This is a genomic window from Nocardia sp. NPDC001965 (assembly GCF_053594175.1).
Map to the genome: position 1 here is coordinate 39,926 of NZ_JBSFDZ010000008.1, position 15,495 is coordinate 55,420.

Consider the following 15,495-nt stretch of genomic DNA (forward strand, 5'->3'; position numbering starts at 1 on the left):
TCACCTTGACTGCCTTTCAGGGCTCCTTCTTGGGGAACCTCCATATGATCTTTCCCTCATCGGTAAGATTCGTGAATTCGTTTACGCGGATCAGCAGTCTGCCATCCGAAGGCAACCGCTCCCGGTACGCCCATCCACCCTTGTTGCAAACGCCAGGGTCAGCGGGGATACTCGGGTCGAACTCTACAACTTTGTCCCGAAGGCTTGAATAAAACCAGCGAAGCCTTTGGAGCTTGTACTCTTCCATACCTTCACCGTTTGTGGCGAAATACTCTCCGTGGTCGCGTAATCGCTGGTACGGAGAGCAATACGTCATCGGTACTGGTACCTCGAACGGGAAATGTTCCCGGAGGACTTTGTCGCGCTCGGAATAGTCACCCCCGTATTTGAATTTCAGTTCTGAAATGTACTGGCGTGAAACCCCTTTCATCTCAGCAATCTCAGACTGGTTGTACCCCTGTCGACTAAGGGCTACGACCTCTGAGTATGTAACCTTCGGTTTTCTGCCCATGGCTTGGTCTCTCCCGACCTGTATTCGATTTTTGGGACGCGACGAACCTAAGCGCCCGTACGTTGTGTGTCAAGTGCCCTCCCGTGGGTGAAGCTATAGTGTGACTTCGTACCTTGTGGTCTGGTGCACATATAATCTCAGGTAACCAACCGGTTGTTAGCAAAAAGAAGGATAACATTCCGGTAAAAGATCGTTTACGATTGGCTACCCACTCTGACCTGCGACTTTGCACTTCAGCGATAGTTAGGCAACCCTTCGAACCGAGGTGACACACCGGATGCTGCAACCTAACTGGCGGGTAACCCGTTGTGCCGCATCATCAAACGACTCAGCCCTCAGCGTCTTGGTGTAGGTGTCACCCACCTTGACCACGACCTCGTATGCGTCCGAGGTTCTGCGGTTGAACCGGTTAAACCTCCATCGCACGATGCACCTCGTCTATTACACGAAGCCTCCACGCGCGTTGCACCAGCCGGGGTGATCCTGAACACGCTGCGAGCAGGACCAACGTCATCTTGAACACGAGCGCGAACGCCGCGCCGGCCAGCACGATCAACGCGTGCACGAACAACACGACGTTCCATACCTTCACTGGACTGCCTCGGTCGACCAGCCGGACAACACGACCCGGATACCTTGAGCGTTCGTCATCTTGAAATCACCGAACACCTTGGTTTTCAGACCGATGCCTCGGGCGTGATCCCGATGCGCCGAGGGGAACCCCGGCTTGAGCGCCGTACTGATGTACGTCACACCGTTCGAGTACTGCTGTACCAAGGCGCCGAACACAGTCCCGTTCCGGGACTTGATGAACTCGGTCGTCTCCTCCAGCAATGAAACCTCCGTCATGATGCCTCCTTGGTACGCGAATCGCCGGAGGCGTTCGCTCTGAGCAGCCTTCCGGCTGCGTGCATAGAAAAAGCCCGGGTGGTGTCGGCGAATCGCCAGAGGCGTTCGCCCGAGCGGACTAGCGTCCGCGTACCCGGGCCTTCGTGTGTGGTTGTGTCGTGCGGTTACCCCGCGTCGCGGGTGGGGCTGAAACGGTTCTTTCCGCCGATCGGGGTCACACCCCAGACGGGTCCACCGTGTTCCCCGTAGTTCGCCTCGGTGAGCACCGGTTGCAGGTAGATCCTGGTCCCGGCTGGTACATCAGCGAACGCCTCCGAGATCCTCGACAGTGACCAGCAGTGTTCGGTGGTCCCCTCGAAGGGCACTGGTGTACCGACAACTTTGCGGTCCTGCACGGTGTACGTATACGCCCGGTACAGCGTCCCACTGACGTCCTGTTCGGATCTGTGTTCGATCATGTCTTCCCCTTGGTATCGACGAAACCTTGTCGTGCCCTGGTGACCTACGACGGTCGTACGCCCGAAGCGCCAGGGCTGTTACTCAGTACGCTGCGTCCCCGATCGGCCCCCATCCGTTGATGGAACCCGCGTCCCACAGGCTGTGGTAGAGGTCGCGAAGATCACGCACGATATACGGATTATCCCCGTACCTCTCGAAGTGGTCTGCCGCGATGTTCACTTGAACAGCGACCTTGCGGAGGTTTCGTGCCTCCGCTGCCGTTTTCGGCGTTGGTATCGGCATCACACCTCAGTCCATGGTCATGGCTGCGAGCCATTCCTCGGCCGGCATACCGTCGATGGTCAGTTCTCCATCATGCTCGATGATGTCTTCGGTCCGGAGGCTGATACCAGACAAGTCCGCCGCACGCAGGATCTCATAGGGTGTCATTGCTTCTTCCCCGTCCATCGCCGCCACAACCGGGCGTCCATCCGCTCAACCCCGTACCCTCGGCTAGCCCACTGGAACGCGGCAGCGTCTTGGGTCCAAATCTCCCAGTCCTCTTGGCGTTCGAGACGACCCTCCCAGTACTCAGCGCCCTCTATACGCTCGTCCAGGTGGTCACCGAGACTGAACCCGTTCGGGAACTGACTCATGCCTTCACCGCCGGGTGGTGTCGAGAATCGGGGACCTGTACCCATCCGGGCACGTGGCGTAGTGACTTCCTACGGGCGCTTGGCACGTGCGGCACGGCTTCGGCTCCTGCTGCTCACACGCGATGATGTACCCGGACAGGATGAACCCGTGGTCGTTGCTGAGTTCCCGACCCCGGTCCCACAACCAGTGGTGCGCGTTCTGGAGCTTGTGCGGACCCTCGATGTCGATTGAGCCGACCGATCCGAACAAGATCACTCGAAGCTTGTGATCCTCCCACCACACACGACCGATCGTGTCGTAGGTCCGTGGTTCGACGATGCCGAACCCGGGCAGTTCCGGGTCCGACCGGATGAGCATGTGCTCGCCGCTCATGCCTTTACCCCTGTGAACTTGGTGATCATCCGTGCGAATTCGCTGATGGGGAACACGCCTGTTACGGTTTTCGATCCGTCCGAAAGCGTTACGTAGACCTCCCCCGGCGCCTCGCTGTAGGTATCGACCGAAACCTCTGCCGAGTCGTACCCGTTTGTGTATACGTTGGTTGTACTCATCTCTTGCCTTTCTCGGAATCGGTTGCTCCGGCCGGCGTCCGGACTCACGTCCGGGCACCAGCCCCAACAGCGGATTACTCAGAGGTTCTTCACTAGATGCCGTTTCACCCGAGTACGCATAAACGCACGGTTACGCCACGAAGGTGCCGCCCAAACAATCCTTGATTCCTTCGGCCAAAACCGTTCCAGCGGATGACCTACGATAGCTTCAGCCCGCGACCATTCTTCCTCGCTCGGACGCTCCAAACCTTCGCCCGGGAATACCGCCCGCACCATGCCGAAAATAGCTTCTACCTGGTTCATGTCTTACCTCCGTCATTCACACCAGGGGAATCAGTCGATCAACGCCGAATTCGGTCTCTGCCGACGTATCCGGGTAATGCCTCAGCCATACGATTGCGGCAACCCCGTGGTCGTACATCCGAGTACCGACCAGTGCCACCATGGGTTCGAACGGGTTCTCTGCCATGTGTTCCCGCACCCAGGCCAGATCTTCTTGGCTCATCACACGTAAACCTTCCGGATACCTCCGCGTGGACCTACTTCGAACGCACTCATCGGGTAATCGTGGAAATTCATATCTCCCGTGCAGTCATCGCACCCCGGGTACAGCATCATCCCTTGCGCTGCGACCCAGTACCCGTCTTCGTAATGGCCTTCCGTACCCGTGCCGAAGTCTTCGCCGGCAACGTCACGGAAGTACGCCAACGCTTCAGATACCGAGCCGAAACGCTCGTGTCCGTTGTTGAACGGGCCGTATGTGATATGCGCACAGACTTTCATGCCTCTACCGCCTCGAAAACGTTAGCGTCGCAGTAAGCGTGGGTGTCGCACACGAAGCAATCGAAAACTCCAACGTGCCGGGTATCTACACAGACGACGATGCCCATGGCTTCGATCGCGGCGTCACGCGAGGCGTGTTCCTCGGGCTCCAAGTCGTAGAAATCTCGCCCGGACGCATCTGCGTTGATGACGTCACACGCGCATTCGTGACACAGGTAATACACCGGCGTAGCGATCTTCCGCCGGAGACCTTCCAGCTGATCCATGGTCAGCTCGTGCTTACTCATGATCCCTCCATGGTTATATGTCAAGTTTCAGAGACAACAAAAGGCACCAACCAACGCGGTCGGTAGACCGCTCGGAGCGAACAGCTTTGCTGATTCGCGTTAGCCGATGCCTAATGCAACGACTGAAACCTACCTGCTGGACTGCTTTACCAAGAAGATCTCTGGCATCGGGCCGTCCGCTTCGTCCCAGCGATCACGCCAGAGCGCGATAGCTTCATCCTCGTTACGGGCTATTACTTGGTCCACCACTCCATCAATTGTGGTTACGTCGTAACTGTTCGTTACAGTCATGTGTTGTCTCCTGTTGTCGAGTGTCCAACCCTCGGACAGAGTCTAGGACTCTGTCCCGGGCAAGCTACTCGCTCAGTCCTGGACGTACCCGAACAGCGGGGCGAGACGATCGAACGCTTCCCCCTCCGGCAGGTGCATATACAGCGGTGCCTCGGGTCCGGCTTGACCGTTACCCATCCACACACGCCAGCACGGATCGTCTTCGTAGCACGTCGTCTTCGGTGCCTCGAAACGCCATTCTTGGGTCGCGTAGGCGGTAGCCGGGGTGATCGCGGCCAGGGCGATCAACAGACTGATACCTATACGTCGCATCATGACTCCTTTTCTTGTCTGAATAGATCGCCCGGAGCAAGGCTCACGCCTTGCACCAGACCAACGATTCAGCTCAGCGACCGAGCTCGCGGAAAGCTACTTGCAGCGACTCCAGGTCATTTCCATACAGGGACTTGACCATTCCTTGCGCCAACCCTTGTGCACCCGTCAGCCGCCAATACTCGGCGTAAACCCGGCTCAAAGCGTTCCGAAGCTGGGTGATGGCTTGATCTTCGTCACGGCACCCGATTACCTCGGGTGCTTGTACCAGGTCCGAAGCCTTAGCCAGTGTGATCATTACAGGGAATCGAAACTCTGTAGACGACCCGTATTCACTGGTGAATACTACGGACCCACTCCCGCTGGTGCGGTTGTAACCCTGCTCGTCCAAACCCTGAATCAGGCGATTAGCTTCAGCCACGCTGACGAACTCTGAACCCTCGTATTCGCCGTTACAGCCCGTGAAACGGATCTCAACCATATCGCTCATTGCATCATCTCCTCGTTATATGTCAAGTTTCCACCCAAAGAACAGGCAGACCACTGGCATACGCCGGCGATCATCCTGTTCCAGGGTGGCGACTCGCATGAGTCACCATCAAAGTCACGCGGAGCAAGTTACGTTGCCTACGCTAGAGACTCCTCGTGCGACCCCTAGCCCGTTCCGTCGCCCAGGGTTACGCAGACAAGTCATGCGCTCACCCGGTAGGTATCCTGGCTTGCTCCTGTATTTCCAGGCTGGCCCCCGTCTCCGGGAATGTGTATCAGGGTCATAGAGGCTACTTGCTTCGCGACTCGCCTGAATCTTGCTGCCTGGTTATCTAGTTGTCGGTCCGGGCGCTAAGCCCGGTCCGTATTGCTGAGGTCAACTCTAGCTTGCGGGACGTTATATGTCAAGTTTCCGTAGGATCGTAGTGTTGCTGCTAGCTCTCGCACCCTATGCGCTTAAGGGTTCCCGATCCGGAACTCGTCCCGCTCTGAAGTTGTCTGCCAGCCGTGAGGCTGGCGGGCCCTTGAACTTGCGCTCTCGGGGTCCACTGACCCTAACCCGTCGGTGCGTTAGATGTCAAGTACTGCGGTGAAGCCGATCTAGCTGGCTTCCGTGTCCGGTGTGTTGCTTGCCTGACACCGAGAACACTACGGGGCGTAGCGTTGTATGTCAAGTACGGATTCGGATTCGGGGTCTGAGCTGCACGGTTGTTGCGGTGGCCTGGTGTCCACGCACGGGGCACACACAGGGCTAGGGGTGCCTGGGGTGTGGGTGAGTAGAGGTACGCGCACAGAGGGCACTGGGGGTAGGCCGGCACTGGGTACGTGCGTAGGCAGAGGGGTATGTGAGCCAGGTGCACACGAGCAGGGCACACGGGCTAGGTAGGGGCCGCCTCTGGGTTGCCGGCCTGGAGGCCGGATCGATCCACAACGGATGGTTGACGCATGAGTAGGTTACCGACGAGTAGGCTACCGGAGGGTAGCCTAGCGGGTACCCCCAGGGGGGTATCCCCCTCCCCCGCCTACGAAGATCGGGGGGTTATGCGGTTGAGGGGTCCTGTACGGGTTCTGAGGTCCACTCGATCCCCTACTTGACATATAACCCATCAAAACACCCTCTAGAATCCACGGAGAGCGACTTTCTAGGCTGCTGGGTACTGAGAGACTACGGGAGCGGGAGAATGCCGCACAGCCCCGACTTGATCGACGGTCACCTGATACCGGTGAACCCTGCGGCGGGCGTTCAGGAAGAACCACACCAGGAGCCACACACCACACGTGAGCAACGACAACACCGCGTGGAGCACGTGGTTGATCGGCTCCACCCGAACGATTACCGCAGAGGTCTGATCCTGAGCCACGACACGACCGCCCTGAGCGGTCTCGGTAGCCAAAGCAAGCATCAGAACATGCTGCCGATGCTCCATCGACACGGCTTCCAACGCGTACCCCTCCAGAGTCAGCCGGCGACCCTCGCCGGACCCCGAATCGTCTCACATCCTGGGATATTTGGGGAATATTGAGTGAGCTACGTCACATCTAGGGCCTCAGCGGACAGATTCGAGGTTTGAGGACTCGTATATATAAGTGAGGGAGGAACGAAGTGACGACCGAACGCTAGATACTAATTACTTACTAAGAGCCTCTTCAAGAGGCTCTATTAGATACTAGTTAAAGAGCCCCCTAAGGGGCTCTATTAGATATAAGAGATTAGTTCGTAAGACTCCCTTCGGTCGTCTTACTCACCCCGCTGGAGGTCCAATGGGTTGGACCTCATCCAACCGAAGGTCTCGACTCCCCGCCGACTGGGCGTCTCGACGGAGCCAGGTGCTCCGGAGGGACGACTACGTTTGCCAACTCCGCTGGAATCGGTGCTTGGGCACCGCTACGGAGGCGGATCACATCCGCCGAGGGGATAACCACTCCATCGAGAATCTTCAGGCAGCGTGCCAACGCTGCCATGCACGTAAATCCTCCGCCGAGGGCAACGCCCGGCAAGCGGAAATCCGCTCTCGGAGGAAACGACCCACTGAACGACACCCCGGGAGTTTGTAACGGGCCAGGAGCCCGTCATCACACCCCAGGAGGGAACCAGGTGGGCACCAGAGGGCCAGTCCCGAAACGATCCGACGAACGCATCCGCCGGAACAAAGACGAAGTCCCGATCGAGAAAATCGAAGCGATCGGACCGGTAGAAGTACCGGATCTCGGGTTCAAGAACCCGCATCCACTGGTCAAAGACCTTTACGACTCCTTATCCCAGTCGGCTCAGTCCCAGTTCTACGAGCCCAGCGATTGGCAATACGCCCGGACGGCTTTGTTCTTCCTGGACAAGCTTCTGCGTTCGGCCCGCCCCAACGGGCAGATGCTCGCCACGGTGAATTCGATGTTCACCGATCTGCTCCTGAGCGAGGGCGCTCGGCGTCGCGTGCGGCTGGAAGTCGAGCGAAACCAGGCAGCCGGAGACGTCATCGACGTCGCCGAGATGTTCGCCCGGAGGCTCGCCCAGCAGGGATGAGGGAACGCCTGTGGGTATCGACCCGCGGGCTAGGTCGGCCGGGGTCGAGCTTCCGCTACCAGCTCCCCCGGCCGGCTGTCACTACTCCCCGAAGGAATAACCCATGGCGGGCGATGAGCCGATCCGCGAATCACTGACCCTGACGCTTGGGGCGGACTTCGTACACCGTTACCGACCCGCGGTCGGCGAGACGATCCCAGACGGCACCACGGCGTATATCGCGCTGTACCCCAAGGGCCAGAAGAACACCCTGACCTCGATAGCCGAATGGAGTGCGGTCCTAGTCGATTCCGACGCGATCGAGTTCCGGGTCGAATCCGAGGACGCCGACGAGATCCCCGACAAAGCCCACTACCGGCTCTACGTCGTTTATCCGGACACCCCGACTCTTGACCAGTGCTGGTACGTCGGCGAAGTCCGCCGAATCCAGTAAGGACACCGATGGCATACCAAATCACTGCCACCCGGAACGATCAGGCGACCTACTTCGGCACCAAAGCCGTTTCAATCGCACTGTGCACCGGAAGCCCGGGAACCTCGGGCACCATCGCCAACGAAGTCACCGGTGGTTCCTACGCCCGAAAGACCCCGTCGTGGGGTTCGGCCTCCGCCGGCACCATCACAGCCGCAGAGCTGGAGTTCGACGTCCCCTCCGGAACCACGGTTACTCACGTCGCGTACCTGAACAACGACGGCACCGTTCGTGACTGGGTCGATTCCGCGGACATCTCGTTCACTGTCACCGCCGGCAAGCTCCGCGTCACCCCGAAGCACACCGTCACGTAAGGAGCCCGGGTGAGCACGTCTATCGCACGGCTCCCGAGGGTTCCAGAATCCGTAGCTCCGCTTCCCAAGATCCCTGAGACCAGGGCCCTACTGCCTCGGGTAAACGAGACCCAGCTCCCGAAGGGGCTGATTCCGTTCTTCCCGCCGCGGCTAGAGGTCGAATCCAGCTCGGTTGGTACATCCTCGGTCGATGTCGCTGGGACGATGCTGCTGACGACCGAATCCACAGCTACAGGGTCTTCGGCTCTGGACCTTCTCCCGATCGCGTTGCTTACTACCGAATCGACGTCCTCCGGGGCGTCGTCAGCGGACGTATTCGACGACAAGGGGATTGAGGTTGTCTCCAGTTCTGAGGGCTCCTCACTGGTTGAGGTCTCGGGTCTCCTGATCCCGGAATCGGCGTCCTCTGGGACGTCGGGGGTTCTGTTCGGGTTCGACACAGTGTCCAGCGGTTCGGGCGACTCTACGGCGTTGGTCTCCTTGATCGGGATTTTGATACCCGAGTCAACCGCGTCCGGAACGTCGTCGGTGGATCTCAGGACGTTCACACCGTCCGGGATGAACAAATCCGGGAGCTTCAGTCTCGCCAACGGTACGACCGAACAGGTTGTCACAGGCTGGGCAGCGGATACCGCCGGCTACCCCGGATCGTCGTTGTCCGGTAACGGGCTCGTGGTCCAAACGTCTACGACTACCGGCACCGTAGCTATCTCTGTCGTGGCAGCCAATACGAATACGTTCAGCACAGTGAACCTGACTCTGCGCGTGCAGAAGAACGGTTCGGCCTGGCAAGCGTTTGACGTGCTGGTTCTGCCCGCGAACAGTTCCGCTACCTACGACCGCAGCCTGAGCGGGTTGACGCTGGCCGCGGGGGATGTTCTGACGCTGACGGCACAGATCGGTGCCAGCGCCACCGCGTTCCGCCGGATCGATTCCGGGTGGTTGAGGATCACACAACCCTAGGGGAAACCATGGAATGCCTTCTCGGCATCGTTTGCACCGTCGTTTCGTACGACGATTACGCGCTTCTGAAGCTGTTGCTGAGCGCGGTTCTCTGATTATCGCCCTGACAGGCATCCGGACGGTTGCTGAGCCAGGGCACCTGGGAATGAGCGCTTGGAGCGCGAGCGGGCTGTAACCCCGTGGCCGGAATAGGCATTGGTGGTTCGATTCCATCCATTCTCACTCAGGAAGGTTCCGCCCATGGGGGCAAGCGGCCTTGAAAGCCGTGAGGGAGGGTCGAGAGGCCCGGGGGCTCGATTCCTCAGCTTTCCGCGAGACCCTCGCGTTCGGGGTTGCACATCGGGGTCGGGTATCTGACCGCCCGTCCTGATATGCCGATGGTCAGTCGGAAGTCTTGTCAGACAGAACGCCCCGGTTGCTGGGTCGGGTCAACACACCCCGGCGCATACCCCCTGTAGCTCAATGGCAGAGCAACGGTCTGTGACTCCGTCTATCCGGGTTCGACTCCCGGCAGGGTGACTAGGTGCAAAGGATGGGTGTGGTCCCCGTTATGGGTAGCACGTGCACCGCTCGCTAAGGGGCCAGTTGGCATGCGCCCGGCTTAAACGACATTGAGATGCGCCCTCTAAACCATTTTCACTGATTGGAGTCCGGATGAAGGACCCGACTACTCGTGTCCAGCTAAGCCCGAACCGGCACTCCGGCGGTCGAAACGTGTCTTGGGTCGCGGTCCACACCCAAGAAGGAAACGGCAGTGCTGCGTCGCTGACGAATTACCTCTGTAACCCGAGTTCGCAGGTGTCGTACAACGCGGTGGTGGATGACGAGGAGATCGTTCTCGTCGTCCCGTGGGGTGAAAACCCGTGGTCAGCATCGGACGCTAACTCCCGAGCCGACCACATCTGTCTGGCTGGGACCTTCGTACGGTGGTCTCGGGGCAAATGGCTGGAGACCGACGACTCGGACGGCGTGAACGAAGACCTGATGCTCACTCAGGCGGCAGAGGTCGCCGCCTGGCGGTGTATCACCCGCGGTATCCCGATCGAGTACGTCGGTGGTGGTGATATCCCACCGGATCGTCCCGGCATCTGCGGTCACCGTGATTTCGGGCAGTGGGGTGGTGGACACACCGACCCAGGTCCCAACTTCCCGTGGGACGAATTTATCCGCCGTGCGAAGAATTTCGCGGCTGGTCTAGCAGGAGACGACGAACTCATGGGTAGCTACATCAACCACAAGGGCGAGAAGACCGACGCAATGGTTGGACTCTCGTTTATCGACAAGCACGTTGGTCTGATCCTGGATCAGCTTGGCGGCGCAGGTACACGAGACGGCGCCAACTTCCCCGGTTGGAAAGACCAGCTCGGCGGAGACACCCTCGTTGAGGCTGTCGGTAAACTGCTTCCGCTGACCAAGAAGGTTCCTGAGCTTGAGACCAAGATCGACAAGATCCTGGCCCTGCTGGAGAAGACCCCCAAGTCGTGAAGCGGGGGCTGGTAGCAGCACTGGTAACGGTTCTCGCTGCTTCCGGCCTCACGCTCGTCGCTGAGGGGGAAGCGCACGCGGAGTACTGCGAGCCGGTAGCGAGCTTCGCACTCGGAGGCAACGGCGATCCATGGGCGGTCTCGTTCGCTCCGGATCGCCGGAAGGTCTGGTACCCGGCTGAGATATGGCCGGTTGGGGCTCACTCGTACAACGTCTCGGTCGCGATCGGTCGGGACAACATGATCAGCGCGGTTCAGCGCTACGCCGGCTCGTGCCCAGGCCAGATCGTAGTCATGGGCTATTCCGAAGGCGCCCGCGCCGCGGGTGACGCCATCGAATACCTCCAGAACGGCTCTCTAGCCGATCGGATCTCGGGAGTGCTGTATTCGGACCCGAAGCATCCAGGGGGCATTGAGGATGCACTCCAGGGCACTTACGTGCCGGTTATGGACGTCTCGTTCACCGGTCCTCGTACCGGATTCACGGTCCCAGTGACCTCGTACTGCAACGCGAATGACGCGGTCTGCAATTTCCCGCTGTGGCAGGACCCGATACGGGCTGCCCGCAACTTTGTCGGCTACCTGACAGGAGCCCATCGGTATTGAGAGGAGGTGGGGAGTGCTCGACGAAGAGGGTCTACTCCCCACCGATTCACACATCGTTGGGCCGACCTGGCGCAAGAACCTGGATGGATCTTGGTACCTGCCGAAGAAAACGCTTGGTTGGGGCGTACTCAACTGGTTGGCGACCTACGTCAAGACGCCCGGCGGTGAAAACGCCGGTGAGCCTTTTATGCCCACGCTGGAGCAGGCTCGGTTTCTGCTCTGGTGGTACGCCGTAGACGAGCACTCGGGCCGGTTCGTATACCGGAACGGGATTCTCCGGCGGATGAAGGGTTGGGGCAAAGACCCGCTCGCCGCGGCTATGTCGCTGGTCGAGTTGTGCGGGCCAGTGGCTTTCTCGCATTGGGATACGAACGGTAACCCGGTCGGAAAGCCGCGGCACGCGGCATGGATTCAGATCGTAGCCGTCTCGCAGGAACAGACAAAAAACACGTTCTCGCTGTTCCCCGTGATGGTTTCGACCCAGCTCAAGGAAGAATACGGGCTGGAGATACACAAGACCCTCATCTATTCGGCGGCTGGTGGACGCATTGAAGCCGTCACCTCGTCCCCGCATTCGATGGAGGGCAACCGCCCGACGCTGGTGATCCGCAACGAGACCCAGTGGTGGCTGGAAGCGGTCCAAGGCCACGAGATGGCCGGTGTCATCGAAGGAAACGTCACCAAGATCCAAGGGTCGCGGACCCTGAGCATCTGCAACGCACACATCCCTGGTGAGGATTCCGTTGCCGAACGCGACTACGACGCGTGGCAAGCGGTCGAGTCCGGCCAGTCGGTTGACGTCGGGATGCTCTACGACGCCCTAGAGGCGCCGGCTGACACTCCTGTCTCGGAGATCCCCTCGAAGAAAGAAGATCCCGAGGGTTACGAGGTAGGGATAGCCAAGCTGCGCGAGGGCCTGGAGATCGCCCGTGGCGATTCAACGTGGCTGCCGCTGGACGCGATCCTGGAATCGGTCCTGGACACCCGTAACCCGGTCACCGAATCCCGGCGGAAGTTCCTGAACCAGATCAACGCCTCCGAGGACTCTTGGATCGCCCCGTACGAGTGGGACGCGATCGGTCCGAAAGAAGACGCTCCGGTCCGGCCTCTGGCGCCAAAAGAGAAGATCTCGCTCGGCTTCGACGGTTCGAAGTCGAATGACCATACCGGTCTGGTCGCGTGCCGTATCGAAGATGGTGCGTTGTTCGTTCTCGGACACTGGAACCCGGCGGATTGGCCGGGCGAAGAAGTCCCCCGCACAGACGTAGACGCCAAGGTGCATTCAGCATTCGCGACCTACGACGTCGTCGCGTTCCGCGCCGATATCAAGGAATTCGAAGCGTACGTGGACCAGTGGGGCCGCGCTTACAAAAAGCGGATCAAGGTCAACGCCTCCCCCGCTAACCCGATCGCATTCGATATGCGCGGGAACCAGAAGCGGTTCGCGATGGACTGCGAGAAGTTCCTCGACGCGGTGCTTGAGCACGATATCTGCCACGACGGCAACAAACTGCTGCGTCAGCACGTACTGAACGCGCGCCGGCACCCGACTAACTATGACGCCATAGCGATCCGCAAAGCCAGCAAGGATTCCAGCCGGAAAATCGACCTGGGCGTGTGCGGCGTTCTCGCGGTTGGCGCTCGACAGGACTACTTGATGAGCAAGAAGAACCGAAGCGGTCGAGTGACGGTGGTGCTGTAATGGCAGAAGCCGCAAAAGTCGATCCGAACAAGCTCCGCGACGAGATGATCCAGAAGTTCGAACAGCGAACCCAGGATCTGAAAGACAACACCGCGTATTACGAGTCGGAACGACGGCCGGACGCGATAGGTGTCGCTGTACCGCGGAAGATGGAAGAGTTTCTCGCCAACGTCGGTTACCCCCGGGTCTATATCAACTCGATCGTAGATCGGTTGGAGCTGGAAGGGTTCCGGCTCGGCGGGGCCGATAAAGCCGATGACACCCTCTGGGATTGGTGGCAAGCCAACGACCTGGACGTAGAGTCCCCGCTGGGCCATACAGACGCGTTCATACACGGTCGGTCGTATGTCACGGTGGCCGCACCTGATCCGAAGGTGGATCTGGATGTGGACCCCACGGTACCGATCATCCGCGTAGAACCCCCGACGAGCCTCTACGCGGACATCGATCAGCGTACGCGCAAAGTCACTCAGGCGATCCGGGTTACGTACGGAGACGACGGATCTGAAGTCGTCGCGGCGACGTTGTACCTCCCGGACAACACGATGAGCTGGATACGGGAAAAGGGTGAGTTCACCCTCGCCGGTAATATCCGGCACGGGATGATGATGGTCCCAGTGATCCCGCTGGCGAACCGGACCCGGCTCTCGGACCTGCATGGTACGTCCGAGATCACTCCGGAGCTTCGCTCGGTCACTGATGCTGCTGCCCGGATCATGATGGATATGCAGGTGACCGCCGAGCTGATGGCGGTCCCGCAACGGCTGCTGTTCGGCGTCAAAGCCGAGGATCTCGGTATCGATTCCGAGACCGGCCAAGCACTCTTCAACGCGTATATCGCCCGGATTCTGGCGTTCGAGGACCCGGAAGCCAAGGCAACCCAGTTCCTCGCCGCGGAGCTTCGGAACTTCACCGAAGCCCTTGATCACCTGGACAAGAAGGCCGCGGCCTATACGGGCCTGCCGCCCCAGTACCTGGCAACCCAGTCGGATAATCCGGCGTCTGCGGAGGCAATCAACGCCTCGGAACGCAGACTCGTGATGACCGCTGAGCACAAGGCACTGATCTTCGGCGGGGCGTGGGAACAGGTGATGCGGGTCGCTCACAAGGTGATGAACCCGGGTGGTCCGATCCCGCCGGATATGTTCCGGATGGAAGCCAAATGGCGTGATCCGTCGACTCCGACGTACGCCGCCAAAGCGGACGCAGCCTCGAAGCTGTACGCGAACGGTATGGGACTGATCCCGCGTGAGCGGGGTCGGATCGACATGGGCTACACGATCACCGAGCGTCTTGAGATGGAGAAGTGGGACGCGAAAGAAGACCCGCTCCGTCAGCTCGCCGGCCAGTACGGCGCAGGTGAAGGAACCCCGGCTCCCGCCAAGGAGGCCGCTGAGTGACCCCCGGAGAGTATGCAGCTCTCCAGGCCGCGATCGTCGCGGCGATTATCCGGACCGTAGTCGAGCTGGCTCGACTGATGCTCACCCCGGCTCTGACACCTACGGACTGGATCAGGTTCCTACGCCTGGTCTACCCACAGGTCGAGATAGCTCGGGCAGAGTCAGCCGAGCTGGCCCGCAGGTTCTACGACTCCCAGCGTGAACAAAACCATCCTGAACTACCCCGAAACGATCAGCTCCTGGAGGGCTCGGACTTCGGAGTGTTCGTACAGACGATGGAACCGGCGCGTAGGCGTATGTCCCAGGCGGACGCAATCCCTACCGTGGTCGGAGAGCTGGCTCGGATCGTAGCCAAAGACGTAGAGAACGCAGGCCGGCGCCAGATCATCCGCGGCGTGGAGAACGACTCGGCTACCGGAATCGTCCGGGGCTGGGCTCGGGTCGCTACCGGCCGGGAAACCTGCGGCTGGTGCCTGATGCTTATCTCGCGTGGTCCGGTGTACATGGCCGCGGAGACCGCGGGCCTGGATCTCACAGACCGTACGGCCGCTCAGATGATCGCGGCCGGCGAAGACGTCAGCGAATACATGGACGAGTGGCACGACGGGTGCGACTGCAAGGTTGTCCCGGTCTACAAAGCCACCGGTTACCCGTCCGAGGCCGCTGAGAAGCGCGCTATGGAGCTGTGGAAAGACGCAGCTCGTGAAGCAGCGAGGTTGATCCGGTCGGGTAAAGCCCGCTCTGACAACCACAACACCGAGGCGATAAACGTCTTGAGACGCCGTATCTACCACGGCGAAATCAATCCCATGGAATACGCCTTCGCGGCGTGAATCCATTCTCAAAGTGCCCCAGGTGGGCCTTTTCC

General features: G+C 59.9%; 20 protein-coding genes and 2 tRNA genes. 12 read left to right on the top strand and 10 right to left on the bottom strand.

Annotated features, from left to right (window positions below):
- Positions 1–16 precede the first annotated feature (16 nt).
- From ACWCPQ_RS14485 to ACWCPQ_RS14530, 10 genes are all read right to left on the bottom strand, one after another.
- Positions 17–511, bottom strand: a complete 495-nt coding sequence (locus ACWCPQ_RS14485) for an XRE family transcriptional regulator (protein WP_449898560.1) — start codon at positions 509–511, stop codon at positions 17–19.
- 588 nt (positions 512–1,099) lie between these two features.
- Positions 1,100–1,360: a hypothetical protein gene (locus ACWCPQ_RS14490; RefSeq protein ID WP_449898562.1), complete on the bottom strand. Its 261-nt coding sequence runs from the start codon at positions 1,358–1,360 to the stop codon at positions 1,100–1,102.
- A 164-nt stretch (positions 1,361–1,524) separates the two neighbouring features.
- Complete coding sequence (locus ACWCPQ_RS14495) at positions 1,525–1,818, bottom strand: hypothetical protein (RefSeq protein WP_449898565.1); 294 nt, start codon at positions 1,816–1,818, stop codon at positions 1,525–1,527.
- A gap of 289 nt (positions 1,819–2,107) precedes the next feature.
- The gene (locus ACWCPQ_RS14500) at positions 2,108–2,275 is read right to left on the bottom strand and encodes a hypothetical protein (protein WP_449898568.1); all 168 of its coding nucleotides are present in this window, start codon (positions 2,273–2,275) and stop codon (positions 2,108–2,110) included.
- A 548-nt stretch (positions 2,276–2,823) separates the two neighbouring features.
- Positions 2,824–3,006, bottom strand: a complete 183-nt coding sequence (locus ACWCPQ_RS14505; RefSeq protein ID WP_449898569.1) for a hypothetical protein — start codon at positions 3,004–3,006, stop codon at positions 2,824–2,826.
- A gap of 78 nt (positions 3,007–3,084) precedes the next feature.
- Entirely contained in the window at positions 3,085–3,309 is a 225-nt protein-coding gene (locus ACWCPQ_RS14510; protein WP_449898570.1) for a hypothetical protein, read from the bottom strand.
- A 16-nt stretch (positions 3,310–3,325) separates the two neighbouring features.
- A complete protein-coding gene (locus ACWCPQ_RS14515; protein ID WP_449898573.1) occupies positions 3,326–3,511 on the bottom strand; it encodes a hypothetical protein in 186 nt (61 codons plus the stop codon).
- 274 nt (positions 3,512–3,785) lie between these two features.
- Positions 3,786–4,076: a hypothetical protein gene (locus ACWCPQ_RS14520; protein ID WP_449898576.1), complete on the bottom strand. Its 291-nt coding sequence runs from the start codon at positions 4,074–4,076 to the stop codon at positions 3,786–3,788.
- Positions 4,077–4,439: 363 nt separating this feature from the next.
- A complete protein-coding gene (locus tag ACWCPQ_RS14525) occupies positions 4,440–4,682 on the bottom strand; it encodes a hypothetical protein (protein WP_449898578.1) in 243 nt (80 codons plus the stop codon).
- A 70-nt stretch (positions 4,683–4,752) separates the two neighbouring features.
- A complete protein-coding gene (locus ACWCPQ_RS14530) occupies positions 4,753–5,169 on the bottom strand; it encodes a hypothetical protein (protein ID WP_449898581.1) in 417 nt (138 codons plus the stop codon).
- 1,760 nt (positions 5,170–6,929) lie between these two features.
- Between ACWCPQ_RS14530 and ACWCPQ_RS14535 the strand changes: the two genes are divergently transcribed.
- From ACWCPQ_RS14535 to ACWCPQ_RS14590, 12 genes are all read left to right on the top strand, one after another.
- Positions 6,930–7,223, top strand: coding sequence for an HNH endonuclease (locus ACWCPQ_RS14535; RefSeq protein WP_449898583.1), 294 nt, complete (start codon positions 6,930–6,932; stop codon positions 7,221–7,223).
- A 40-nt stretch (positions 7,224–7,263) separates the two neighbouring features.
- Complete coding sequence (locus tag ACWCPQ_RS14540; protein ID WP_449898585.1) at positions 7,264–7,686, top strand: phage terminase small subunit; 423 nt, start codon at positions 7,264–7,266, stop codon at positions 7,684–7,686.
- A gap of 103 nt (positions 7,687–7,789) precedes the next feature.
- Positions 7,790–8,119, top strand: coding sequence for an LtfC-like domain-containing protein (locus ACWCPQ_RS14545; protein WP_449898587.1), 330 nt, complete (start codon positions 7,790–7,792; stop codon positions 8,117–8,119).
- An 8-nt stretch (positions 8,120–8,127) separates the two neighbouring features.
- Positions 8,128–8,472, top strand: a complete 345-nt coding sequence (locus ACWCPQ_RS14550) for a phage tail fiber protein (protein ID WP_449898589.1) — start codon at positions 8,128–8,130, stop codon at positions 8,470–8,472.
- A gap of 9 nt (positions 8,473–8,481) precedes the next feature.
- The gene (locus ACWCPQ_RS14555; protein ID WP_449898591.1) at positions 8,482–9,435 is read left to right on the top strand and encodes a hypothetical protein; all 954 of its coding nucleotides are present in this window, start codon (positions 8,482–8,484) and stop codon (positions 9,433–9,435) included.
- 141 nt (positions 9,436–9,576) lie between these two features.
- Positions 9,577–9,657, top strand: a tRNA-Tyr gene (locus ACWCPQ_RS14560).
- A gap of 226 nt (positions 9,658–9,883) precedes the next feature.
- Positions 9,884–9,954: transfer RNA gene (locus ACWCPQ_RS14565), tRNA-His, on the top strand.
- Positions 9,955–10,089: 135 nt separating this feature from the next.
- Positions 10,090–10,920 (top strand): N-acetylmuramoyl-L-alanine amidase, encoded by an 831-nt coding sequence (locus tag ACWCPQ_RS14570; protein WP_449898593.1) that lies wholly within the window; start codon positions 10,090–10,092, stop codon positions 10,918–10,920.
- Entirely contained in the window at positions 10,917–11,525 is a 609-nt protein-coding gene (locus ACWCPQ_RS14575; RefSeq protein ID WP_449898595.1) for a PE-PPE domain-containing protein, read from the top strand. Before ACWCPQ_RS14570 ends, ACWCPQ_RS14575 begins: the two co-directional genes overlap by 4 nt.
- Positions 11,526–11,538: 13 nt before the next feature.
- Positions 11,539–13,227, top strand: coding sequence for a hypothetical protein (locus ACWCPQ_RS14580; protein WP_449898597.1), 1,689 nt, complete (start codon positions 11,539–11,541; stop codon positions 13,225–13,227).
- Complete coding sequence (locus ACWCPQ_RS14585) at positions 13,227–14,627, top strand: phage portal protein (protein ID WP_449898599.1); 1,401 nt, start codon at positions 13,227–13,229, stop codon at positions 14,625–14,627. Before ACWCPQ_RS14580 ends, ACWCPQ_RS14585 begins: the two co-directional genes overlap by 1 nt.
- A complete protein-coding gene (locus tag ACWCPQ_RS14590; RefSeq protein WP_449898601.1) occupies positions 14,624–15,460 on the top strand; it encodes a VG15 protein in 837 nt (278 codons plus the stop codon). Before ACWCPQ_RS14585 ends, ACWCPQ_RS14590 begins: the two co-directional genes overlap by 4 nt.
- Positions 15,461–15,495: the final 35 nt, after the last annotated feature.